The 22,368-nt window shown below is 41.0% G+C and carries 22 protein-coding genes and 2 tRNA genes; 6 read left to right on the forward strand and 18 right to left on the reverse strand.

Annotated elements, in window-relative coordinates; all coding sequences use genetic code 11:
- The first annotated feature begins 41 nt into the window (after positions 1 to 41).
- Positions 42 to 896 carry a hypothetical protein gene (locus AC3IRX_RS02625; protein ID WP_489210934.1) on the forward strand — a complete coding sequence of 285 codons (855 nt, stop codon included), beginning with the start codon at positions 42 to 44 and terminating at the stop codon, positions 894 to 896.
- Positions 897 to 1,737: 841 nt separating this feature from the next.
- On the opposite strand, the gene AC3IRX_RS02630 is transcribed toward AC3IRX_RS02625, so the two are convergent.
- The 18 genes from AC3IRX_RS02630 to AC3IRX_RS02715 all read right to left on the reverse strand — a co-directional run bounded on the left by AC3IRX_RS02630 (position 1,738) and on the right by AC3IRX_RS02715 (position 17,399).
- Positions 1,738 to 1,950, reverse strand: coding sequence for an ATP-binding protein (locus AC3IRX_RS02630; RefSeq protein WP_489211461.1), 213 nt, complete (start codon positions 1,948 to 1,950; stop codon positions 1,738 to 1,740).
- Between the two features lie 769 nt (positions 1,951 to 2,719).
- Positions 2,720 to 2,793: transfer RNA gene (locus AC3IRX_RS02635), tRNA-Asp, on the reverse strand.
- Positions 2,794 to 2,825: 32 nt separating this feature from the next.
- Positions 2,826 to 2,899: transfer RNA gene (locus AC3IRX_RS02640), tRNA-Asp, on the reverse strand.
- 127 nt (positions 2,900 to 3,026) lie between these two features.
- The gene (gene trxA, locus AC3IRX_RS02645) at positions 3,027 to 3,344 is read right to left on the reverse strand and encodes a thioredoxin (protein ID WP_459083781.1); all 318 of its coding nucleotides are present in this window, start codon (positions 3,342 to 3,344) and stop codon (positions 3,027 to 3,029) included.
- A 66-nt stretch (positions 3,345 to 3,410) separates the two neighbouring features.
- On the reverse strand, positions 3,411 to 4,589 hold the full coding sequence (locus tag AC3IRX_RS02650; protein ID WP_489210935.1) for a cysteine desulfurase family protein: 1,179 nt from the start codon (positions 4,587 to 4,589) through the stop codon (positions 3,411 to 3,413).
- Positions 4,590 to 4,677: 88 nt separating this feature from the next.
- The gene (locus tag AC3IRX_RS02655; RefSeq protein ID WP_489210936.1) at positions 4,678 to 5,265 is read right to left on the reverse strand and encodes an HAD family hydrolase; all 588 of its coding nucleotides are present in this window, start codon (positions 5,263 to 5,265) and stop codon (positions 4,678 to 4,680) included.
- A gap of 30 nt (positions 5,266 to 5,295) precedes the next feature.
- Positions 5,296 to 6,189, reverse strand: a complete 894-nt coding sequence (locus tag AC3IRX_RS02660; RefSeq protein WP_489210937.1) for a decaprenyl-phosphate phosphoribosyltransferase — start codon at positions 6,187 to 6,189, stop codon at positions 5,296 to 5,298.
- A gap of 119 nt (positions 6,190 to 6,308) precedes the next feature.
- Complete coding sequence (locus AC3IRX_RS02665; RefSeq protein ID WP_489210938.1) at positions 6,309 to 7,007, reverse strand: YiaD family glycine zipper/OmpA-like lipoprotein; 699 nt, start codon at positions 7,005 to 7,007, stop codon at positions 6,309 to 6,311.
- 31 nt (positions 7,008 to 7,038) lie between these two features.
- Positions 7,039 to 7,515: a lipocalin family protein gene (locus AC3IRX_RS02670; RefSeq protein ID WP_489210939.1), complete on the reverse strand. Its 477-nt coding sequence runs from the start codon at positions 7,513 to 7,515 to the stop codon at positions 7,039 to 7,041.
- A gap of 160 nt (positions 7,516 to 7,675) precedes the next feature.
- A complete protein-coding gene (locus AC3IRX_RS02675) occupies positions 7,676 to 9,412 on the reverse strand; it encodes a S8 family serine peptidase (RefSeq protein WP_489210940.1) in 1,737 nt (578 codons plus the stop codon).
- 12 nt (positions 9,413 to 9,424) lie between these two features.
- A complete protein-coding gene (locus AC3IRX_RS02680) occupies positions 9,425 to 10,042 on the reverse strand; it encodes a WbqC family protein (RefSeq protein WP_489210941.1) in 618 nt (205 codons plus the stop codon).
- 75 nt (positions 10,043 to 10,117) lie between these two features.
- The gene (gene lepB, locus AC3IRX_RS02685; protein WP_489210942.1) at positions 10,118 to 11,782 is read right to left on the reverse strand and encodes a signal peptidase I; all 1,665 of its coding nucleotides are present in this window, start codon (positions 11,780 to 11,782) and stop codon (positions 10,118 to 10,120) included.
- A gap of 61 nt (positions 11,783 to 11,843) precedes the next feature.
- On the reverse strand, positions 11,844 to 12,545 hold the full coding sequence (gene dapB, locus AC3IRX_RS02690) for a 4-hydroxy-tetrahydrodipicolinate reductase (protein ID WP_489210943.1): 702 nt from the start codon (positions 12,543 to 12,545) through the stop codon (positions 11,844 to 11,846).
- Positions 12,546 to 12,550: 5 nt separating this feature from the next.
- Entirely contained in the window at positions 12,551 to 13,168 is a 618-nt protein-coding gene (locus tag AC3IRX_RS02695; RefSeq protein WP_489210944.1) for a DUF5683 domain-containing protein, read from the reverse strand.
- A complete protein-coding gene (locus tag AC3IRX_RS02700) occupies positions 13,168 to 14,055 on the reverse strand; it encodes a ParB/RepB/Spo0J family partition protein (protein ID WP_489210945.1) in 888 nt (295 codons plus the stop codon). Before AC3IRX_RS02700 ends, AC3IRX_RS02695 begins: the two co-directional genes overlap by 1 nt.
- A complete protein-coding gene (locus tag AC3IRX_RS02705; protein ID WP_459083769.1) occupies positions 14,045 to 14,842 on the reverse strand; it encodes a ParA family protein in 798 nt (265 codons plus the stop codon). Before AC3IRX_RS02705 ends, AC3IRX_RS02700 begins: the two co-directional genes overlap by 11 nt.
- 170 nt (positions 14,843 to 15,012) lie before the next feature.
- A complete protein-coding gene (locus tag AC3IRX_RS02710) occupies positions 15,013 to 15,858 on the reverse strand; it encodes an energy transducer TonB (protein ID WP_489210946.1) in 846 nt (281 codons plus the stop codon).
- A gap of 254 nt (positions 15,859 to 16,112) precedes the next feature.
- Positions 16,113 to 17,399 carry an adenylosuccinate synthase gene (locus tag AC3IRX_RS02715; protein ID WP_459112351.1) on the reverse strand — a complete coding sequence of 429 codons (1,287 nt, stop codon included), beginning with the start codon at positions 17,397 to 17,399 and terminating at the stop codon, positions 16,113 to 16,115.
- 289 nt (positions 17,400 to 17,688) lie between these two features.
- Between AC3IRX_RS02715 and hpt the strand changes: the two genes are divergently transcribed.
- The 5 genes from hpt to AC3IRX_RS02740 all read left to right on the forward strand — a co-directional run bounded on the left by hpt (position 17,689) and on the right by AC3IRX_RS02740 (position 21,868).
- Positions 17,689 to 18,243: a hypoxanthine phosphoribosyltransferase gene (gene hpt / locus AC3IRX_RS02720; RefSeq protein WP_459083766.1), complete on the forward strand. Its 555-nt coding sequence runs from the start codon at positions 17,689 to 17,691 to the stop codon at positions 18,241 to 18,243.
- Between the two features lie 24 nt (positions 18,244 to 18,267).
- Positions 18,268 to 18,858, forward strand: a complete 591-nt coding sequence (locus tag AC3IRX_RS02725; protein WP_489210947.1) for an adenylate kinase — start codon at positions 18,268 to 18,270, stop codon at positions 18,856 to 18,858.
- Between the two features lie 54 nt (positions 18,859 to 18,912).
- On the forward strand, positions 18,913 to 19,896 hold the full coding sequence (gene obgE / locus AC3IRX_RS02730) for a GTPase ObgE (RefSeq protein ID WP_489210948.1): 984 nt from the start codon (positions 18,913 to 18,915) through the stop codon (positions 19,894 to 19,896).
- A 133-nt stretch (positions 19,897 to 20,029) separates the two neighbouring features.
- Complete coding sequence (locus AC3IRX_RS02735; RefSeq protein ID WP_489210949.1) at positions 20,030 to 20,515, forward strand: DUF6438 domain-containing protein; 486 nt, start codon at positions 20,030 to 20,032, stop codon at positions 20,513 to 20,515.
- Between the two features lie 102 nt (positions 20,516 to 20,617).
- Positions 20,618 to 21,868, forward strand: a complete 1,251-nt coding sequence (locus tag AC3IRX_RS02740) for a DEAD/DEAH box helicase (RefSeq protein WP_489210950.1) — start codon at positions 20,618 to 20,620, stop codon at positions 21,866 to 21,868.
- Positions 21,869 to 22,368 lie beyond the last annotated feature (500 nt).

The raw sequence follows: 22,368 nt of genomic DNA on the forward strand, positions 1-22,368 counted from the left end.
TTTCATCCCTATTCTGACATTTAAACCCTACAAAATCTCTTATGAAAAAGTTCCTTCCTGCCCTAAGTACTGTCGTTTTCCTCTTCACTGCTCAAGAGGCCAACGCACAAATTTTCAATCGCATTAAGAACGCGGTCACTTCTAAAGTAGAAAACACAGTAAACAAGTCGGTGGACAAGGTCCTCGAGGGAAAAAACAAATCGAATCAACAGGTGAGTTCCTCAACCCACAAAGCGGAGAACAGCACATCCGGAATTTTCGCAAATGCAGAGAAAAATTTCAATTTTAAAACCGCACCTACTTTAATTTTTGAAGATGATTTTTCGAAGGATGCCTCGGGCCGGATGGCACAGAATTGGAAAACGAGTGGTAGTGGTACTGTCTCTAGTTTGCCTGATCACAATGGAAACTGGTTGGTATTAAAAGAATTCACTAGTTACAAGTTAAAAAGCAATACCCCACTTCCTGATAATTTCACCCTAGAATTTGACATTGCTACGCATAGTAACACAGAGGCTAAAGATTTGCAAGAACTCAAATTTGGTTTCGCTCACGACAATGCCATTAGCTCTTACTTGAGTGATGCTTATAATGACAATGCTATTACTTCTACTTCCGTGCATTATTGGAACAAAGAAATTATAAGCGCGAGTAGCGATACGAAAATTTACAATTCGACCGACTTTCCCTTGGCGGAATATGCAGTGGGCACCATGCATGTTTCCATTGAAGTGAAAGGCAAAAACATGGTTATTTTTCTAGACAAAGTGAAGGTTCTAGACACAGAAATGTTCCTCCGCGACTCCGAAAAAAAATACTTTTACTTAAGCACTGGAACCCAATTAAATAACGGTGCTAAAATTGGAATCAGCAATTTTAAATTGGCAAGTTTCTAATGTACTTTTTCACATCCCATTTTGAAAAACATAAAATTGCACTATCACAGTGCAATTTTATGATTGTTTTGCACTGCGTGGGTGCGAAATTTCAATTTTGGTTCTAGGAATGATCCAAGGGTTGCTGCAATAGGATGTAACGTTGTCTTTTTCACGATTGCGTTTTGTTACAGCAGTCTGTTAATAAAGCATTCCAAATTGCCAAAGTGGAATCGTATTTCTGTACCCATACTCTATGTCATCCTTGACTATGTAGCCATTCTCAATACCCTTAATTTGCTTTTGTTTTTTGTTAGGTCTCCCAATTTCAAAAATAAGATCATTAATCGAAAAACTCCCATATCTGAGGATGTGACACTGTGTTTAACTCTCATTTGATTCAAAAAGAAGGTTTCCCTAATTTTGCCGATGTTTTCGTTTTCTTCGGCTAAGCTGTAAATTAAGTTTGTATTATCCAAATAGATTTTGTCTACTTTTCCCAATCCCTTAATTCCACCTGTGCTTTTGCGTAATTGACTGATCATTGCAGCCTCCTCTATGTACATGCAATAATCCGCAATGTTGTTTCTGCTTGCTCCGAGAGCTAGTGCAATACTGCTAAAATTAGGTTTAAAGGGAACACTCTTGCTATAATTGCAAGCAATTGTTTCAATTTCCTCCCTGTGGCAACATTCATTTCCGCGTACATAGGAATATCAGATTCCAGCGTTTGGTTGATAATCTGCCGGAGCAAAAGCTCAAAGTCGCCCTCAATTGCAAAGGGATAGTACCCTTTTCTTAGGAGTGGATGCAATAGGTCTGGGAGTTCAACTTTATGCTTTAAAACGTCTTCTAATGTATATCAATCTGTGACAATGCCTTGGTGCATCTGTAAGTATTCTCTAAAAGAAAGCCCTTGCATGTGATACATTACAGCTCTTCTGCTTAAATCTGCTGCACCTTTTTTGATGTCTAAAATAGAGGATCCGGTAAATACAACTTTCAAGTCACTGTGGTAATCGTAAATCAGTTTTAATTCTTTTGACCAATTTTTGTATTTGTGAATTTCATCTATAAATAAAGATGAGACGTTTTAATAATTTTAACAAACGAAGCATTCCAAAATTGACCAATCAAGGGCAAAATTAAAATCGAGATTGACCAATATCGGTAATTGATAAATACGTTTCTTTTCCACTAGCTAATAGCCATTTGTGTTTCATGGATAAAGTCTCGTTTCAGGATTAGGTTAGCGATAATATATTGAATCTTATAAGATAGTTTATTCTGCTGCCTAAACTAATTGTCAAATTGTTAATCCATTCTAGTGTATAAGACCTTGCGTATATCACAGTATCTGAATATTGGCAAAATCTAATTATTTTGCCAGACTCAAATTTAATATTTCATCAACTTCTTTTTCTTGTTTCGTCGAGAAACATACTATAATACAACAAACACATTTGCGTATACAGTGTATTCGCAATTGGAAAAGTACGGTAAAATTGGCGAATAATTTCAATCTGTCTTTTGGGAAATCCAAGACCATACTATGATCCTAATTCTTCAGAAATATACCAATGACCTTTTGCATCGCAGAATTCCATTTTAAAGGATTTACTGTACGGTTTGTGCTGATCTCTGAATTTTACCGGTAATTTTAATTCGCAAATAACTAGCAGCTTCTCCCCAGATTTTGTTCTTGATCCAGCTTCTCCCCAGAATTAATATTGGCTTTTTTAATTAGAAAATTAAATTAGAGATCTTGTACATTTCATATAAAACAAAAAAAGCTTTAAAACATACGTTTTAAAGCTTTTTGTACTACGATGACTTTGTAGTTGCGATCCGGACGGGATTCGAACCCGCGACCTCCGCCGTGACAGGGCGGCATTCTAACCAGCTGAACTACCGGATCAATTTTTTGAAAAGTAATTGATAAACTTTATGCGATCCGGACGGGATTCGAACCCGCGACCTCCGCCGTGACAGGGCGGCATTCTAACCAGCTGAACTACCGGATCAAAAAAAACAAAGAACTTCTTTCTTTTTGGTGAGTGCAAAAATACAACTTTTACCGTACTTTACAAACTATTTCTGAAAAAAATGCCTCCCATTTTGGAAGGCATTCATTTTCAAGGAGGTTAATTTCTATAAGTGAGCAGAAAGCTTTTCTGCAATTAGCTCTTTTGGAGCTACTCCTACTATTTTGTCTACGACTTCTCCATTTTTGAAGATGAGTACGGTAGGTATGTTACGGATCCCATAATCCACAGAAACCTGCTGATTATTGTCTACATCTACCTTTCCAACCACAGCTTTTCCTTCGAATTCTGCAGCTACTTCTTCGATGATGGGTCCTAGTACTCTACATGGACCGCACCATACCGCCCAAAAATCAACCAATACAGGTTTATCGGAGTCTAATACAGCTTCTTTAAATGAACTGTCTGTAATTTCTAATGCCATAACTTCTATTTATTTCTTAATTAGTTCTACAAAAATACTAAATCTATTGATATAGTCCCTATAGAATCATCTATGTTCAACATTCGTTTTTTCTATTTTCGAATGCTCAAAAATACCCTGTAGAGCCTCTACAAAATAATCAATCTCGTCCTGGGTAGTTAGGTGACTAAAGGACACTCTAAGGGGCGTGGTGGACTCTAATTCCTCATCGTTGAGCAGCATCATCATAACCATGGAGGGTTTAGAAGCTCCTGAAGAACATGCGCTTCCTTGAGAGACCGCAATTCCTTTCATATCTAACTCTAGACCAATCAAAGGATTTTTGAATGGCAAGAGTAAACTGAGCACTGTATAAAGGCTCTTGTCTGGATCGGCCGAATACCCATTGAATTTCACGCCAGGGATAGCCTTTTTAAGCTTTTCTACGGCGTAACTCTTAATCTCGGTCATATGACTCGAGTAATTCTCTAAGTTCTCAATACAAAGATCTAGGGCTTTTCCTAAACCCACAATTCCTGTGACATTTTCAGTTCCTGCGCGCAGTTCCCTCTCTTGGGTTCCTCCAAGGATCATCGGACGCAAACGTGAAGATCTTTTCACGTAAGCAAATCCAGCTCCTTTCGGTCCGTGAAACTTATGTGCACTGCAAGAGGCAAAATCGATATTAATTTTCGAAAAATCTAAATCTAAGTGCCCTATCGTTTGAACTGTATCCGAATGAAAATAGGCATTGTATTTTTTGCAAAGTTCCCCTACCGCTTCTAGATCAAGCAAATTACCAATTTCATTATTGGCATGCATAAGAGAAACAAGAGTCTTTTCATCAGAACCTTTTAAAGCATTTTCTACCAACTCAGGACTAATCTCTCCGTTCGAGTCTGGTCTTAAATAGACAACCTCTACTCCATGACGAGTTTTCGCATCACGAATGGCTTCTGCAACACATTTGTGCTCCATCGGCGAAGAAATGATTCGGGTGACACCCAAATGTGCCACACAGGATTGAATAATTAAATTATTGGATTCGGTCCCGCAAGAAGTGAAAATAATTTCACCTGGAAGTACTTTAAGGTACTGCGCCACCTTACGACGAACTCCTTCAATTAATGATTTGGCTTCCTGCCCTACACTGTGAGTTGAAGAAGGGTTTCCGTATTGTTCTCTCATGGCACTAACCATGGTTTCAATGACTCGTTCATCAAGCGGCGTGGTCGCAGCATTGTCTAAGTAAACTTTCGTTTTCATTGCCTATTTCTGATGTTTCTAGTTCGTGTATCTACTTTCTAAACCCTACCTAAGTAGTAGAGTATTAGGCGTTTTTAACTCCTGCAAATTAATGAAAAAATTTGAAATGACTCTCAGATGCAAACCGAAACATTGCTTGATCACCCGAAGAATCTCCAAACGCAATCACCTTATCGTATTTTCGATTCTCTAAGAAATTTTCGAGCCGGTTTACTTTCTCTTTTCCGTTGCAGTTTTTCGTTTTAAACTCTCCTAAGTAGACTCCGTTTTCATACAACATTTCCGTGGAAAGCAGTTCCATATTCCAATGCTTTGCAAAGGGCTGAGCCCATAAATCCAAACTCGCAGTCACTAAAACAGAATCCACTGACTCCTTCGGAATAGACTCGATAAATTCAAGGGCCGCATCTCGGATTAAACTCGGATATACCTCTTCAAAAAATGCATTTGCAGCCTGCTCGAGCTTCTGTTTCTTCTCCCCTTTTAAGACGGCGTTCACAAAACTTCTTTTCACTGGCTGAGCTTCTAAAAGTTTGATTTTCAATAAGAAAAACAAAGGCAAATGCTTTAGATAAGCCCAAAAGTAACGAGAGGAATTGTAAGACTTAAGAAAAAGAAAAAGGGTGTCCTTCTTCGTAAGGGTTCCATCAAAATCAAAGCAGTAAAGTTTTTTCATCAAATGCAATTAAGGGCCAATAAAATCCGGTTAGAGCTTATAATAGATTAGTAACATGAAGGAAATAATCCATAGCAGAACGGTAAGTTGAATGAATCGATCCTTGTATATCACCCGTGTAGGAGATTCTGTTTTGTTGTAAACTAAGGTTTGTTGCAAATAACGCAAAAGAGCAAACACCACAAAAATCACCGTATAAAACACGCGCGATCCAAATTTGTGCTGCACTTCAGGGGTTACGGTAAACATAAGGTAACTTACAATGGCTAGTGTTACAGAAATGGAGAGCGCAATGTCTGCAAATTGTACGTTATATCCATCTAAGGAACGCCTTGTAGTTCCTGAAATTTGAGCATTGATTAATTCGCCTCTGCGCTTCCCAAAAGCGAGAACCAGCGCTAAAATAAAGGTCAATAGAATGGCCCATTGTGAAATTGGGATTCCTGTAGCATACCCTCCCACTAGAATTCGTAGAACAAAACCTAGAGATACGAGACAGACATCGACAATGGCCACATGCTTCAGGGTAAAGGTATAAGCTAAATTCATCACCCAATAAAAAGCGATCACTCCCACCACTTCCCACAAATGGAATTCAGGTCCTAAAAAGAAATAGGCGCTCACTAACAGCAGGAAAATAAGGACGATTAATGCAATTAAAAACCCTCTGGCTTTTGATTTAGAAATCGCACCGCTGGCAAGCGGGCGATGCCTTTTCACCGGATGTCTGCGATCCGATTCAATATCAGAATAATCGTTTACAATATAGACACTACTTGCGGCAAGGGAAAAAAGAACAAAGGCAAACACGCTATAAAGCACCAGCCTTAAATCAAAAATATTTCCGGAAAAGAAAAGAGGCAAAAACACAAAAAGGTTCTTCACCCACTGCTCCACTCGTAGGAGCCTGAAAATGTTCGTCATGGTTAGCAGAAATCAAGGCAAAAATAGGAATTTTTACCTTAATGTTTTTTCTCCGCCCCTAAAATCACAAAACGACCGCCTAAAGAGGCGGTCGCATGTATATTCAATATCCTTTTGGACTATTGTCCTGCTTCTTTCTTCGCATCTAAAATCATGTCTTCGTTTGCCGTAATTGCAAATTCTACACGACGGTTCTGCGCTCTACCTGCATCGGTATCGTTCGTTGCAATAGGCTCTTGCTCTCCCATTCCCATTGGGAATAGACGACTCGAGGCAACTCCAGTTGAAACTAGGTAAGACTTCACAGAGTTCGCTCTACGCTCAGAAAGTTTCTGATTGTAATCATCCGTTCCTTTGCTATCGGTATGACCATAGACATTAATGTTCGTATCCGGATTGTTCTTAAGAACTTGGGATAATTTGTCAAGGTTCATTTTTGCAGCAGAAGTTAAATTGGAAGAGTCAAATCCAAAATTAACAATACTTTCTGGCATCGACACACGAATACCGTCTCCTACACGCTCTACTTCAGCGCCAGGCAAAGTTTGTTCAATTTCTTTGGCTTGCTTGTCCATTTTGTTTCCGATCACGTTTCCGACCACGCCGCCTAGAACACCGCCTAGAACTGCACCTTGAGGAGCTCTACCTCCTTTTCCGATGTTGTTCCCTAGGACACCTCCAAGAACTGCACCTGCCGCCGCTCCGATGGCCGTGCCTCTTTGTTGGTTATTGGAATTCTTAACAGCCTCACAGCTGCTTAGCATTAGCGCTGTAGAAAACAATAACGCTCCTACACTGGTTTTATTTAGTACTTTCATAATCTAAGATAGTTTAATTTATTTGTGTTTTTTAGTTTGATACTTTCTGAAATTGGTATACAACTTTTACTAAGTTGCCTTCAAAAGGTACATTTTGCTCAAGTGTGAAAGCATTTTCTCCTTGGTCCACTAAACTTAATTGGTAGCCTTTGGTTACTGTTTTTGCTTTTTCACCTTCGTTAATTTTTTTGAACTGGAAAGTAGATCCGCCCACCACTTCGAACTTAATCGGTTGTGTGAAGGTTGGACAATTTTCACCTCCGTTTAGGCTATAGGTACCCGAATAATTATTAGGTACTAAATGCCAGGTACTCCCTACAAAGCACTGCGCATCCGCACCGTCGTCAAACGGACGTACTTGAAGCGATTTGTCATAGTTTACACTGGTAATTTGCCAGTCTCCTTTTAATTGTAAAAATTCTTTGCGATTGTCTTGTGCCACTTTCGCTGTAGAACAAGAGACACTAAGGGCTGCGCCTACAATTCCTGCTATAATAAGGTTTTTCATAATGTTTGTATTACTTGGTAAAGATACATTCAAAACTGTGCCAAGACGCATACAATCCCCAATTAAAATGTTTCAAAATTTCCACTTGAAAAAATTTCAAAAGAAAAAAGCGACTTTCCTTAGAGGGAAAATCGCTGGTAGGGTCTTAAAAAAAGAATCTCTAAGATTTACTTTTCATGGGATGCTTCTTCATTGTTGGGCTTTTTTGAACGCCCGCTTTTCTGCGTAAATTCTTTGAATCTGCTGAATTTCCTTTGTAAAATTTCGTGAAAGCATACTCCGCCGCTTTGGCGACATCAATCACCCCACCGGCTCTAGAAATGCTATCAAATTTATTTGTTTCGCCATTTGGAAGCATCGCATTTCCGTTGGAAACATTAACCGTTTTCACAAGTGATTCTATTACTTGTGCAGGGGTTAACTCAGGCATGTAAGCGAGTAAAACCGCAGCGGCACCGGCTACCACGGGCGAGGCCATCGAGGTTCCTTGCAAATATTCGTATTTCCCGTCGGGAACGGTTGAGTAGATCTGCTCTCCTGGTGCAAACACGTCCACCATTTTGGCGTTGTAGTTAGAGAAACTAGCTCTAAGCGCATCGCTTGAATTGGTACTTGCTCCTACCACAATCATATTGTCTACAAAAGCCGTAGAATCGGTTGCGTTTTTAAAATTCGTTGGATAGTACGTATACACCTGAATGTCTTCGTTTTCATTTCCTGCGGCTTTAACTAAGAGAACGCCCTTGTCTTTCGCGTATTGGAAAGCTTCCCAAACATGTTCTTTGCCCGGTGAGACTGGTTTTCCAAAACTCATATTAAGAACCTTAGCGCCGTTGTCCACTGCGTAGCGAATGGCATTCGCTACATCCTTATCTCTTTCGTCTCCATTTGGAACCGTTCTAACGCTCATGATTTTAGCGACTTTGTAAGCGACTCCATACTGAGTCTCCTGTCCTTGGGGAAGTCCTGCAATAATTCCGGCAACGTGCGTACCGTGCTCGGCATCCGGTCCTTCGTAATGGTTGTTTCCATACACGCGCTCCTCGTAATTCTCATAATCATCTCCCACAAGCTCTTTTCTTGGGTCAAAATCAAGATTGTATTGCTGCTTGGCTTGAGGACCGTAATAATCTACAGCTTCTTTAATTTGCGCGGAAAGAACGCTCTCGACTTCCTCTCCTGATTTACCTGCTAACAGGGGATCTTGTGAAGCTCCAAGAAGCAGTTGTTTTGCCATCCCTTCTTCTTGAGACGAAGGAACGATTGCAGCTAGAACCTCAGGCGTTAATTTCTTCCCGTCCAAAAGCTTAATCGCGGAAGGAATTAACGCTTGAATCCGAGCGTAATTCGCATAGCCCTGCTGCGCAGTGATTGCTTTTTCGTTAAAGATTGTTTTGCTCTTCAAATAGGCAGCAAATTCCTCAGGCATTTTGGCTTGGTTCGCCTTGTTTTCACTGGAGTTTTCTCCTTCAAAAATAGGTTTGTACTTTTTAACCATACGGGTCACCTCCATGTTGTCGACATCGACGTCTCCGGCTTTATTTCCGAGGAAATTCCATCCGTGCACATCGTCGATGTATCCATTCTTATCGTCGTCGATCCCATTTCCAGCGATTTCTCCTGAATTGGTCCAAAGGTTCTTTATAAGGCCCGGATGATCGACCTCAACCCCGCTATCGAGAACTCCTACCACGACGGAGGTGGGTTTAAGTCCTTTTGATTCTAAATACCTGTAAGCATTTTGGGAATTGACTCCGTAAACTTGGGAGGTTGCAAAGTCCATATGGTACCACGTTTTTAGTTCTTTGGCCTGCTGGGCAGCCTGAAGGGAATCAGACTGTGCAGAGATAAAACTAAGTCCTGCTAGAAAACTAGCTGCTATAATTATTCTTTTCATTCTATTATTTTACTATTCATTAGTCGTTTTAATATAAAGGGAACTCTCAGGTCCGAGATTACAAAGCAAATCTAGTACCGAGAGATCATTTAAATACCCTAATTTATCACTAAAGGTCTGATAATAGGGTCTATTTCCAAAAGGCGAAGGCTTTTTTGCACTAAACTCAGAACGCAAATCCTTTCCTTCGATGCTTTTCTCATAGTGCTCCGTAAGTTCAAGCGGTTTCTCTTCTTTTAAAAGTTCTAGAATCAGTTTTAGGGCTCTTAAATTAAACTGCAGGAGGCTGGGCTCTTTCTTTTCATACAAAGTATGCAAGCGGTCTTCGTAAAACTCAAAATATGCAGAACTTTGGTAGGCTGTTTTAATCGACTTCCAGTGCAGGGCCTGCCAGTCTTCTGCGTACGAGATTTCAATATCGCGATAAACCCGCGCACCCGTATGGCGAATTGGAATAATTAGGGGTAGTTTTCCGTTGGCACCGTAGATATGTGCGCGATTTCGGAAGGTCTGTTTCGGAAAATTCTCAAAGGCTTCTAGAACGACCAAAGATTCCGGTTTCAAAAAAGAATGAAACCAAGAAATTGGAGGCAAATAAAAAACGGGCATTATGGAGTGGCTATTCATCATCTATCTATACGTAAAAAAGTGAGAAAATTACCCTTTACGGCTCTTTTCTCACTTGGTTTATTAAGAACCTAGGGGTTAGTCTTCTTTTTTCTTTCGAAAGAGTTTTACGAAATAATCCCAACCGAAGAAAAGGATTAGAAGTACGGCGGCTACCCATGCATAGGAGGTTTTATGCAGTTCTCCTGTGTTGCTTGCTTTAAACATTCGATCCCAACGAATCTTCTTCCCGTTGGCCTGGTAAGAAGAGCTCTGATCTGCAAACAGTCCCTCGACACTAAGCCAAGTAAACATCGGTTTTCCCACAATATGGGTCTCAGGTACATACCCGAAAAAACGAGCATCTAAAGAGGCATCCCGATTGTCACCGATCATCATGTAGTAATCGTATTTCACCGTGTAGGTTGTCTCAGGTTTTCCGTTAATTATAAATTTCCCGTCTTTTTCTTCTAAGGTATTGCCCTCGTGTTTCACGATAAGCTTTCGGTACTCCACAATGTTTTCTGAAGTCAAAGTCAAAACTTCACCTTTGTAAGGAATTTTGAGTGGACCGTACCAATCTACATTCCAAAGCTTATTAAAAGGGAATATCGTGTTTGAATAATTCACTTTTGAACTAGGCACCAGTTCACCCGCCTCCATCGATCGTGGCATATCCGGATAATAACTAATTTCGTGCTGTCCTTTAGGTTCCACGATTTCGTCCATTTTCACCACTTGTGGCATTTGCTTAAGTTCCTTTGCAAGAGATTCGGTTAGTCCTTGGAAGCGATAATAAAAGCCTCCCTGCAATTGCTGCTCAACCACAGGCAAGAATCCGTATTGGTCGTAAAGCGCTGGAATGTTAAGCTGAGAGCTCGTATAAAGGGTGTACGCATGTTGCACCTGCGCATCCCCCATTCGAACTTCTGGTTTCCCATTGATATATAAGCGGCCTGCACGAAATTCCATCGTGTCCCCAGGACCTGCTACTAGACGTTTCACATAAGGGTCCTTCCGATCAATTGCAACGTGCACAGAGTCGTCCGGATAATTGAAAACGACAATGTCGTTTTTCTTTGGCTTTTCCCAACCCGGTAAACGAAGGTAAGGTAGATCAATAGCCTCTACGTACGATTTAGGATCATCGATCGGATTGCCTTTCTCTCCCCTATCCATGATGGTTCCTTGCAAGAATGGAATGGCTACAGGTCGCATCGGCATACGGAATCCGTAATTCAGTTTGTTGACAAATAAAAAGTCTCCCACGAGCATCGTACGCTCCATGGAACCGGTTGGAATCCCAAACGGCTGCGTAATAAACACGTGAATTATCGTGGCAAACACCACAGCAAAGGTCACAGATCCTAAAAACGTTTCTTTCTTCTGATGGCTTGGCTCTTCGCCTGGAAGAAGAAACTCAGGTTTTTCCCTTTGCGTCTCTTTTGAATAATTGACAAGGGCTAAATACAGAAAAGGAAGTACGACACATAAAATTCGTTGTCCGATACTTCGTTTTCCAAAAAGGCCCACTAAATAGAGATGAAACACAGTCATCATTATGGGACCTACAATAGGCAAATACGAAAGTACGCACCACCATGTAGAATGTTTAGACTCTTTTAAAATCAGATAATAATTGTAAAAAGGGACAAACGCAAAAATGGGTTTGTATCCCAATTTTTGGAAAAGTTTCCATGAGGAAACTCCCATAAGAAGAGAAAGAATAAGTACGTATAACGCGTAGATCAGAAAATAGTCCATAGTCTTTTGTATGCCCTTGGGCTTTTCGAATTAGTTAAATCCTTTTGGTATTTGTTACACTTTAAAGCGAGAGTACGTCTTTCATGGAAAAAACTCCTTTCTTATTTTGAATCCACTCTGCGGCCACTACGGCCCCTAAGGCAAAGCCTGAACGACTGTAAGCGGTGTGTTTGATTTCAATTTCGTCCTGTTCACTTTGGTAGCGAACACTGTGGGTTCCGGGCACCTCGTCTTCTCTTAAAGCGAAAATACCAATTTCGGATCCACGGGTCTGTTCTAATTTCCAACTCTCGTACATAGGATGATTTTGAACGATGCCCTCTGCTAAAGAAATAGCAGTTCCACTTGGCGCGTCTTTCTTTTGGGTGTGGTGAATTTCTTCTAGCTGCACCGTGTAGGAATCGACCCCTTTCATGAGTTGAGCCAATTTCTCATTTAGAGCAAAAAATAAATTTACACCTAGGCTAAAATTAGAGCCATAAAGAAAAGCACTGTTATGTTCTAAGGCGATTTGTTCTGCTTTAGGCTTCTGCTCAAGCCAACCCGTGGTTCCACTCACCACCGGAATGCCCAGTTCTAAGGCGGTTTTGATATTCTCAAAGGCCACTTCGGGCTGAGAAAACTCAATAACAACCTCTGCAGCATTTAGCGTTTCTTTCGTTGGGGTCTGCGTTAGCCTCGCACAAATCTCATGACCTCTTGCCGTTGCAATTTCATCAATGATCTTTCCCATTTTGCCATAGCCTACAAGTGCTATTTTCATCTTATCTAAAAATTATAATTAAAACTAAGTCCCGCTTTTGCATTGTTAAGCCCAAAAGGATCGTAAATCACAGTGGGTTTGATTGCGAGATCCGGATCATGTCTTTGGTCGTAAAGGTGCGCGTCTACGACGGCGTCCATTATATTCAAAATATACACGAGTCCCGTAATCGCCATGGAATAATCTCTCTGCCTTTTCATACGGTCTTGGGTTCTTCCTAAAGCCTCTTTTGTAATGCCTTCAATGTCTGAAAATTCATGAGGAAGTCCATTTAACTCCGCTACGTACGCATCGCGGTAGCGCTTGTACATATTGTCGTTGTAAATGGAGACTCCTATTCCTGTTCCGATCCCTGCCCAAACAATAGGGATCTTCCAATATTTTCGGTTGTAATACTGCCCTAGACCGGGGAGCACAGCTGAATAAAGACCCGCTTTGGTCGGATTAAACGTAGGACGTGGCGCCTCATTGGCCTGTTGTATTTCCTCTAAAACAGCGTCCTGAGATTTTTGTTCTCGAATTTCAGCGGTGTCCTTAGAGATCAAAAGGGTATCCTGCCTTTGCACCTGCGCAGAAAAGCTGGCCCCTAAGCAAATCGCTAAAAGTAGAACTACACTCTTCATTATTTAAAGTGAGCCAGAATGGTATCGAGCTCTTCTTGGTCCTTGAAGTCTAAAACAATCTTCCCTTTCTTTCCATTGCCCACGGTTTTAATCTCTACTTTCACATCCAAAACATCACTAAGTCGCTTTTGCGCTTTTTTGAGTTCGTTAGAAAGCACCTTGACGGATTTCTGTACCTTGGAAGAAGGAGATTTAAGGCTGCTTGCTAGGACTTCACTTTGTCTTACGTTTAACCCTTCTTTTACGATGGTTTCAAAAAGTTCTCTCTGCAGCTCGGGTGACTCAATACTTAATATCGCTCTTCCGTGTCCTGCCGAAATCTCACCGCCTCGAATTGCGTTTTGCACCGCCGGGGTCAGTCTTAAAAGTCGAATGGAATTGGTAATGGTACTTCTTTCCTTTCCAACTCTTTGGCTTAAATTTTCTTGGGTCATGCCAATCTCATCCAATAGCCTTTGGTAGGTAAGGGCAATTTCAATCGAATCTAAATCCTCTCTTTGAATGTTTTCAACCAGCGCCATTTCTAAAAGCTCTTGGTCGTTAACCAGTCGAATGTAGGCGGGAATCGATTTTAACTTTGCTTTTTTGGAAGCTCGGTATCTTCTTTCTCCCGATATAATTTCGAAGCGCTCACCGTCCTTTCTGACCGTGATGGGTTGAATGACACCCAGCGCTTGAATAGACTGCGCTAAATCTTCTAATGCTTTTTCATCAAAATAAGTTCTAGGCTGCGAGGCATTGGGATAAATATCTTCAATAGGAACCTCAACAATTTGACCCAAAAGAACTTCTGCTCCTTTGTCAGTAGCAGAATTAATGGAAACTTTAGACTCTGAACTTAGGATGGCCCCAAGCCCTCTGCCCATGGCACGTTTTTTATCTTTCAACTTTTTGTTTTTTTAAGGATGGACTACTGGTTTCATTTTTCAAAATCACTTCCTCAGCCAATTGGATGTATTGGATCGCTCCCTTGCTCTCTGCATCGTACATGAGGATGCTTTCTCCGAAACTTGGCGCTTCACTCAGGCGCACGTTTCTAGAAATAATCGTGTCAAAAACCATTTCTGGGAAATGAGAATTCACCTCCTCAACCACTTGGTTGGAAAGGCGAAGACGCGAATCAAACATAGTAAGTAGAAGACCTTCAATGTCCAATTCTCCGTTGTGAATCTTTTGTACATTCTTAATGGTATTAAGAAGCTTTCCAAGACCCTCTAGGGCAAAGTATTCGCATTGAATCGGAATAATCACGGAATCGGCTGCGGTTAATGCATTGACAGTGATCAGTCCTAAACTAGGCGCACAATCAATGATTACATAATCGTACCTATCTCTTACGCTCTCCAGCGCGTTTTTAAGCATGTATTCTCTATTGACTTTGTCCACAAGCTCAATTTCCGCTGCCACTAGGTCTATATGAGAAGGGATAATATCCACATTAGGAGAACTCGTTTTTTGAATGCACAGATCCACCTCGACACTATGTTCAAGTAAATTGTAGGTGGAATACTGCACCTGCTCTACCCCGAGTCCAGAGGTGGCATTGGCCTGAGGATCTGCATCTATTAATAGAATGCGTTTTTCTAGCACCCCTAGTGCGGCTGCTAAATTTACCGCCGTCGTGGTCTTTCCCACGCCCCCTTTTTGATTGGCTACCCCAATGATTTTTGCCATCTGATTTAATTTATTCTTCAAAAATACAATTTTTTTATCGTGCGCCTAATTCGTCCCCACGTGAAACAAGTCAACACCCTAACAACAAGCGAATTAAACTCTAAAAAAATTATCCACAATCCAAAATTGGACGTGGATAATTCCTTTTTCTCTCTGCTTTGGGCTTCTCTTTATTCGATACGCATTGAAATTGGAAATCGGAACGAACTACGAACCCAATTTCCGTCGACTTTCGCAGGTTTCCATTTCCCTTTGATCGAGGTCACGGTTCTTTCGGCTTCTTTGTTAAATTCAGCGCTTGGACCGCTAGCTTTAATGGAGGAAAGAGTTCCGTCCTTTTCCACGACAAAACTTACAGTCGTTTTTAACACGTCCGCTTCGTTTGTAAATCCTGAACTGTCAAAACGCTGCAGTACTTGAGAACGAAACGATTCAATTCCCGATTTGAAATCCGCCGCAATGTCCACGGAACCGTATATGGCATTCGGATCGATCTCTTGCGTGGGAGCCGTGGGAGTTGACTCCACTTTCCCTGGTCCTTGCGTAGGTCCCGCGTTTGTCCCAACGCCCACGGCTGAAGAAGGAATGCTTGGACCCGTATCAGCTCCCGTAATAACGGGAGAAGGAGTTACCGGCGTAGCCTCCTTACTCACCTCGGGTGTTCTTGTAGGAATGGGAACACTTGGAACGATTTGCTTGGGCGTCTCTAAGGGCTTTGTACTTTGCACAGGCAAAGTTTTTTGCGCCTCAGCCGGCTTTGGACTAAGCGGTTCCCTTAAAATCCAAACCGGATCCTCAGCTGGGATTTGCGCAGGGCGATCATTCCCTAAACTAGTCGATAAGAGAATGGGAAGCAAAGTAGCCACGGCAAAAAGACTAACCCCTACAAATAGGGATTTGGCTAAAACCGAGTCCGCTTGCTGCCTTAGGAGGTAAGCTCCGTACTCCTTGTTTCGGTTTTCAAAGAGCACTTCGTCTAGTGAATGGCTCATTTTGAATTGGGTAAATTTTTTCATTGTGTTTGGATTTAAGGTTTATACTTTTAATCCCCGTTATGTAAAAAGTAATATTTTACACCCCATAGACTAATTCGTAAAAATATATTCAACAAGCTTGCCAAATTAATGAAACAAGCGCACAATAAATCCAAAATCAGTATAAAATTTCAATCTGAAGATAAATTTCACACGAAATTCTCCCAAGTACGTACAAAACAAACAGGGCCTTTCCAAGGAAAAGGCCGGTTAGAGAGGGTATTTAGTATAGAAAATTAGAAAAGTTCTTTTCTAATAATGTTCTGGCTTCTTTCAGGTCCTACAGACACCAAGTACACATTAATTCCTAAATACGATTCGATGTATTCTATGTATTTTTTCGCATTCAAAGGCAGTTCCTCGTAGGTTCTCGCATGGGAGATGTCCTCGTCCCATCCTTCAAGCTCTTCGTAAATCGGTTCGTACAGATCTAATTTCGTGGTAGAAGATGTGAAATAATCAATGATTTTCCCATCCTCCGTTTTGTAATGTGTCACGATTTTAAGTGGCTTAATTCCGGACAATACATCCAGTTTGGTAATCACCAAATTGTTGATCCCATTGATCATGCAAGCATGCTTCAAGGAAACGAGGTCCAACCATCCGGTTCTTCTTGGTCTTCCCGTAGTCGCCCCAAATTCATTTCCGACTTTTCTCATCTTCTCTCCTAGCTCATCGTGCAGCTCAGAAGGGAAAGGTCCGTTTCCTACTCGAGTCGTGTACGCCTTGGAAACTCCAATTAAATTTTCAAGTGCCGTGGGAGGTACTCCAGCTCCAGAGCAGACTCCACCAGTGGAAGGGGAAGAAGAGGTCACATACGGATAGGTACCAAAATCAATGTCTAACATTAAAGCCTGAGCGCCTTCGAAAAGCACGTTTTTCCCTGCTTTGATCGCATCGTTGAGTTCCACTTCGGTATCCACGATACGGTCTTGAAGTTTTTTCCCAAGTTCTAAAAACTCTTGGTAAATTTCTTCTATATCCATCGTCGGCTTTTCAAAATACTTTTCAAAAAGAGAATTTTTAACTCGAAGGTTTTTTTCAATTTTCTCTCTAAGCACTTCCGGGTTTAGTAGATCGACCATACGAATACCCACACGAGCAATTTTATCCTCGTAGCAAGGTCCGATTCCTTTTTTGGTCGTTCCAATTTCAGTTCCTCCGAATTCTTCCTCTCTATAGGTATCTAACATAATGTGATAAGGCATAATCACATGCGCTCTTCTACTGATGAACACATGGTCCGTACGCATTCCCTTGCTTTCAATTTGTTCGATTTCTCTTAGGAACGATTTCGGGTTCACTACCACGCCGTTGGCAATAATACATTTCCCTCTGCATTGCAAAACACCAGAAGGCAGCAAATGGAGTACAAATTTTTCCTCTCCTACATACACCGTATGACCTGCGTTATCACCGCCTTGGTAGCGCACAACATAATCCGATTTAGCGGAAAGCACGTCAGTGATTTTCCCTTTTCCTTCGTCTCCATATTGAAGACCTACAACCACATAAGTAGACATAAACTATTACTTTTTATTAGATTCGGACAAATTTACTTCTAATATAAAAGCTGTACAAACAATTGAGTTAAGATTTTACCCTCAAATTGGCCTGCTTTTTCAAATGCGCTCCTGGAAGATCCATATTCTCCCTTTCTTGGCTAAGTTTAGAGCCCAAACCTAATTTTTGAAAAATTGAGCGGTCCCATAAAAAGAGCGACAGACGAGCCCCGAGGCTACTAAAATGCAGATTTGATTCCTTTAGGGCCACTTCCTTAAAAATTCGTAAATTTGCATTTTGAAATTCACTATGAACAGAGTCCAGATTCACGACAAAGAATTCGTCCCTTATTTAAAGAACGACGAAATTCAAGAACTCATTAAAGCCCTCGCCCTTGAAGTTTATGAGGAGTACAAAGACGAAACCCCTGTGTTTATCGGGGTATTAAACGGGGTAATTATGTTTTTCGCCGATTTTTTGAAGCACTATCCAGGCCCTTGTGAAATTGCATTCCTGCAAGTAAGTTCTTATTCCGGAACCCAATCCACGGGAATCGTATACAAAAAGATGGATCTCACGAAAGAAGTCGAAGGCCGTCACATTATCCTTATGGAAGACATCGTGGATACAGGCGGAACGATTGAGAGTCTTTTTGAATACTTCAAAAACACCCAAAGACCTAAATCCTTAAAGGTGGCCACTTTGCTTTTAAAACCGGATGTCTTTAAAAAGGATTTTAAAATCGACTATGTGGCAAAAGAAATCCCAAACAAATTCGTTTTAGGATACGGACTGGATTACGATGAACTCGGTCGTAACCTACCCGATTTGTATCAACTTGCAGAAGGACGAATCAATCACTAATCCGCCATACAACTACTATAAGATATGATCAACATCGTACTTTTTGGCCCTCCAGGAAGTGGAAAAGGCACACAAGCACAAAATTTAATCGAAACCTTTAATCTCAAGCAGATCTCTACAGGGGATTTATTTCGATTCAACATTAAAAACAGCACTCCACTTGGAACTTTAGCCAAGTCCTACATGGACAAAGGAGAGCTGGTTCCAGACCAAGTGACCATTGATATGCTCATAAGCGAGGTACAAAAACCCACCGATGCGGCTGGCTTTATTTTTGATGGATTCCCAAGAACGGCAGAACAAACCCTTGCCCTGGAAGAGATTGTTAAAACCGAATTAAATGCAAAGATTGATCTATGCCTTTCGCTTATTGTAGAAGATGAAATCCTAGTGGAGCGTCTTATCAACAGAGGGAAAACCAGCGGAAGAACGGACGATAGCAATGAAGAAATCGTTCGCAATCGCATCAAAGAATATTACGCAAAGACCGCGGAAGTAGCGGAGCTTTATAAAAAACAAGGAAAGTACGTGGAGATCAATGGTGTGGGAGAAATTCCACAAATTGCAGAGGCGCTTTACCAGGAAGTAAGAAAAATTAAAACACAGCAGGACTAAAAAAGTTCGGTTTTTTACTAAAAACCTTTCTTTTCCTCAAGCTAAAAGACCTATATGTCAAATTTTGTAGATTACGTAAAAATTCACTGTAAAAGTGGTCACGGGGGTGCTGGATCCGCACACCTTAGAAGGGAAAAATACATTCCCAAAGGAGGTCCAGACGGCGGTGATGGAGGACGTGGCGGGCATGTCATCATGCGCGGCAATTCCCAAGAGTGGACCCTTTTGCCCCTACGTTATACGCGACATATTAAGGCGCAGCGAGGCGTCAATGGAGCCAAAAGCCAATTAACTGGTGCAGACGGAGATGACATTTACATCGAGGTACCACTAGGAACCGTAGCTAAGAATGAAGAAGGAGAAGTTCTCGGAGAAATCATGGAGAACGGACAGGAAATCATCCTTATGAAAGGAGGAAAAGGAGGACTTGGTAACGAGCACTTCAAATCGTCCACCAATCAAACTCCACGCTATGCGCAGCCTGGTCTACCGGGCGAAGAAGGCCATGTTATTTTTGAATTAAAAGTCCTAGCAGACGTAGGTCTTGTGGGATTCCCGAATGCAGGAAAATCAACTTTGCTTGCGGCCGTGTCTGCTGCAAAACCAAAGATTGCCAATTATGCCTTTACCACCCTAACCCCTAACTTAGGAATCGTAGAGTATAGAAATTACAAATCTTTTGTAATGGCAGACATTCCTGGAATTATTGAAGGGGCTGCCGAAGGAAAAGGACTAGGCCACCGATTTTTAAGACACATTGAAAGAAATTCCATTTTGCTCTTTTTAATTCCAGCCGATTCTCCCGATCATTTTGAAGAATACCAAGTTCTCAAAAATGAACTCTCTAAGTACAATCCGGAATTGCTAGAAAAAGACTTTGTCGTTTCCATCTCCAAAGCCGACTTGCTCGATGAGGAATTGAAAACAGAAATCCGAAAAGAATTCCCAGAGACAGTTCCTCTTTTGTTTTTCTCCGGAGTCAGCGAACAAGGCCTTATGGAACTTAAGGATGTCCTTTGGAAGAAGCTTCACGGCTAAAAAGGAACCTAAAACCTCCTCTATTTCTTTTAAAACCCACCCCTGTCTCTTTTTCTTTTTCAAATGGGAGAAGAAAAAGAGGCTAAGAGTGCAATTGGGTACAATTATTGAACGTGAGAAAGAAAAATAAATTATGAAACTACTTTCCTTTTTCATAGGCCTACTTCTTCTTGCAAGTTGTACGACGCAAACTAAATCTTTCCAAACCCTTCAATACGAAGCAACCGCATGCTTTGGCTTTTGTCCTATCTTTGAAATCACGATTAATCCGGACCGAAGCGCCGTGATTAAAGCGGAGCGTTTTACGTTTTCAAATCCTCAAACCAAAGATTACGACCCCAATGCGGGACCGGAAGGAACCTTTAAAACCACTCTAACAGAAGCTTCGTTTAAGGCCGTTCAGCAATCTCTAGCAAAGCTGAATGTAAATTCGTTGGAAGACCACTACGGCAATAGACAAGTAACGGATCTTCCCACAGCAAAAGTGAAAATCTGGCTTTCAGCTGAAAAAGCAGTGCAGTGGGACGACTACGGCAAAAGAGGAACACCAGAGCTAAGAGCATTTTATGAGACTATCGAAGGTCTTAGACTCTCGGAAAACTGGGTAAAAGTAGACTAAGGAAGTCTTTCGTAGGACAAAAAAAAATAAACTACCTTTGCACCCTCAAAAATAGTCCTTTCTTTAGGAGAAAGGATTTATCTTAATTTAAAATACTACTCATTGAAATTTACCGACTTACACCTTATCGACCCCATACTTAAAGCGCTCGAAAAAAAGGGATACACCCAACCCACTCCGATCCAAGAAAAAGCGATTCCTTCCATTTTGCAAGGGAGAGACCTTTTAGGAACGGCGCAGACGGGAACTGGGAAAACGGCCGCTTTTGCGATTCCAATTCTTCAGCTCTTAAATGAAAAGCCCTCTAAACCGGGTCAAATCAAAGCCCTTATATTAACCCCTACGCGTGAACTCGCGATTCAAATCGAAGAAAACTTTAACGAATACGGTGCGAACTTAAGACTTAAGAACCTCGTGATCTTTGGAGGTGTGAAGCAAGGAGCTCAACAAACCGCCTTAAAAAGAGGAGTGGACATTCTTGTGGCCACACCCGGTCGTTTAATCGATCTTATTTCCCAAGGGCTTATTAGCCTAAAGCATATTGAAATCTTTGTGCTCGACGAAGCCGACCGAATGCTCGACATGGGCTTCGTGCATGACGTGAAGCGTCTTGTAAAAATGCTTCCTCAAAAAAGACAAACGCTTTTCTTTTCCGCTACCTTCCCTGAAGAAATTCAGAACCTAGCGAAAACCATGCTTAACAGTCCTGTGAGAGCAGAAGTGCAAGCGGTTTCCTCTACGGCTCAGACCATTTCCCAAGCGGTCTATTTCGTGGACAAAGACAACAAACTTAACCTCCTTACTCACCTTTTGGAGGACCCAAAACTTGACCAGGTCCTTATCTTCGCGAGAACAAAGCATGGAGCCGATAAAATTGCAAAGAAACTTCATCAATCCGGCATTAGCGCTCAGGCCATTCACGGGAATAAATCTCAGAATGCTCGTCAAAATGCCCTAAGCAATTTCAAAAACAAAACCACAAGAGTTTTGGTGGCTACGGACATCGCAGCAAGAGGAATTGACATTGATGAACTTAAATATGTAATCAATTTTGAACTCTCTGACGTATCCGAAACTTACGTTCACCGTATTGGTAGAACCGGTCGTGCAGGCTCTTCAGGTAGTTCCATTTCTTTTGTAGACGGACTTGACCTTCTCAACCTAAAGAATACGGAAAAACTCATTGGAATGAAAATTCCGGTAGAAAGAGACCATCCATATCACGTTGACAATTTGGTGGCTGAAAAAAGAGACAGCAATAACAAACCTTTTACGCCAAGACCTCGGCCTCAAGCCAAAAAAGACCTTGGCTATAAAAAACCTAAGAACAAAGGATTCACTAGAAATAGATAGTCTTTTACTACGAACAATTGAAGCCGTCTCAAATTTGATTTTGAGACGGTTTTCTATTTGATATTAAGTGAAATCTTAACCTAATATAGTAGACTACGGAATACAGGGTGAGCAATGGAATGTACTTTCTAAGATCAAGATACGGGTATAATCTACCATGGCGATTTCCTTTACAAAACCCAAGGACTATATTATTTCTGGTTTATATAAAAAAGAGAAAACCCATCTGATAACTACATTAAGTTGTTAACTAATAGATACAGTAATATACATCTGATATCATCAAATGATGGCAAATTACTTATTTATATTGATGAAAATGCGATAATCATTAAACAATCCTCTGATAAATTAATAGAACTTTACAAAGAAAATAAAGTTTTGAATCATAGTTTGTATACTTATTTTGATGGCAAATATAATAGGTATAAAAAAGAAGTTGACTTTATAAGTATTAATATTCAAGAAAACTACGCTACAGATAAGAACGGTAAGAAGCT

Source organism: Epilithonimonas sp. KH_059, from assembly GCF_057838485.1.

Excerpts from the sequence above, each read along its gene's own strand:
- AC3IRX_RS02650 (WP_489210935.1), bottom strand. The coding sequence starts at position 4,589 with ATGAAAACGAAAGTTTACTTAGACAATGCTGCGACCACGCCGCTTGAT.
- AC3IRX_RS02665 (WP_489210938.1), bottom strand. The coding sequence starts at position 7,007 with ATGAAAGTACTAAATAAAACCAGTGTAGGAGCGTTATTGTTTTCTACA.
- AC3IRX_RS02675 (WP_489210940.1), bottom strand. The coding sequence starts at position 9,412 with ATGAAAAGAATAATTATAGCAGCTAGTTTTCTAGCAGGACTTAGTTTT.
- hpt (WP_459083766.1), top strand. The coding sequence starts at position 17,689 with ATGAACAGAGTCCAGATTCACGACAAAGAATTCGTCCCTTATTTAAAG.
- lepB (WP_489210942.1), bottom strand. The coding sequence starts at position 11,782 with ATGGACTATTTTCTGATCTACGCGTTATACGTACTTATTCTTTCTCTT.
- dapB (WP_489210943.1), bottom strand. The coding sequence starts at position 12,545 with ATGAAAATAGCACTTGTAGGCTATGGCAAAATGGGAAAGATCATTGAT.
- AC3IRX_RS02670 (WP_489210939.1), bottom strand. The coding sequence starts at position 7,515 with ATGAAAAACCTTATTATAGCAGGAATTGTAGGCGCAGCCCTTAGTGTC.
- obgE (WP_489210948.1), top strand. The coding sequence starts at position 18,913 with ATGTCAAATTTTGTAGATTACGTAAAAATTCACTGTAAAAGTGGTCAC.
- AC3IRX_RS02725 (WP_489210947.1), top strand. The coding sequence starts at position 18,268 with ATGATCAACATCGTACTTTTTGGCCCTCCAGGAAGTGGAAAAGGCACA.
- AC3IRX_RS02695 (WP_489210944.1), bottom strand. The coding sequence starts at position 13,168 with ATGAAGAGTGTAGTTCTACTTTTAGCGATTTGCTTAGGGGCCAGCTTT.
- AC3IRX_RS02715 (WP_459112351.1), bottom strand. The coding sequence starts at position 17,399 with ATGTCTACTTATGTGGTTGTAGGTCTTCAATATGGAGACGAAGGAAAA.
- AC3IRX_RS02655 (WP_489210936.1), bottom strand. The coding sequence starts at position 5,265 with ATGAAAAAACTTTACTGCTTTGATTTTGATGGAACCCTTACGAAGAAG.
- AC3IRX_RS02660 (WP_489210937.1), bottom strand. The coding sequence starts at position 6,189 with ATGACGAACATTTTCAGGCTCCTACGAGTGGAGCAGTGGGTGAAGAAC.
- AC3IRX_RS02710 (WP_489210946.1), bottom strand. The coding sequence starts at position 15,858 with ATGAAAAAATTTACCCAATTCAAAATGAGCCATTCACTAGACGAAGTG.
- AC3IRX_RS02705 (WP_459083769.1), bottom strand. The coding sequence starts at position 14,842 with ATGGCAAAAATCATTGGGGTAGCCAATCAAAAAGGGGGCGTGGGAAAG.
- trxA (WP_459083781.1), bottom strand. The coding sequence starts at position 3,344 with ATGGCATTAGAAATTACAGACAGTTCATTTAAAGAAGCTGTATTAGAC.
- AC3IRX_RS02625 (WP_489210934.1), top strand. The coding sequence starts at position 42 with ATGAAAAAGTTCCTTCCTGCCCTAAGTACTGTCGTTTTCCTCTTCACT.
- AC3IRX_RS02735 (WP_489210949.1), top strand. The coding sequence starts at position 20,030 with ATGAAACTACTTTCCTTTTTCATAGGCCTACTTCTTCTTGCAAGTTGT.
- AC3IRX_RS02680 (WP_489210941.1), bottom strand. The coding sequence starts at position 10,042 with ATGATGAATAGCCACTCCATAATGCCCGTTTTTTATTTGCCTCCAATT.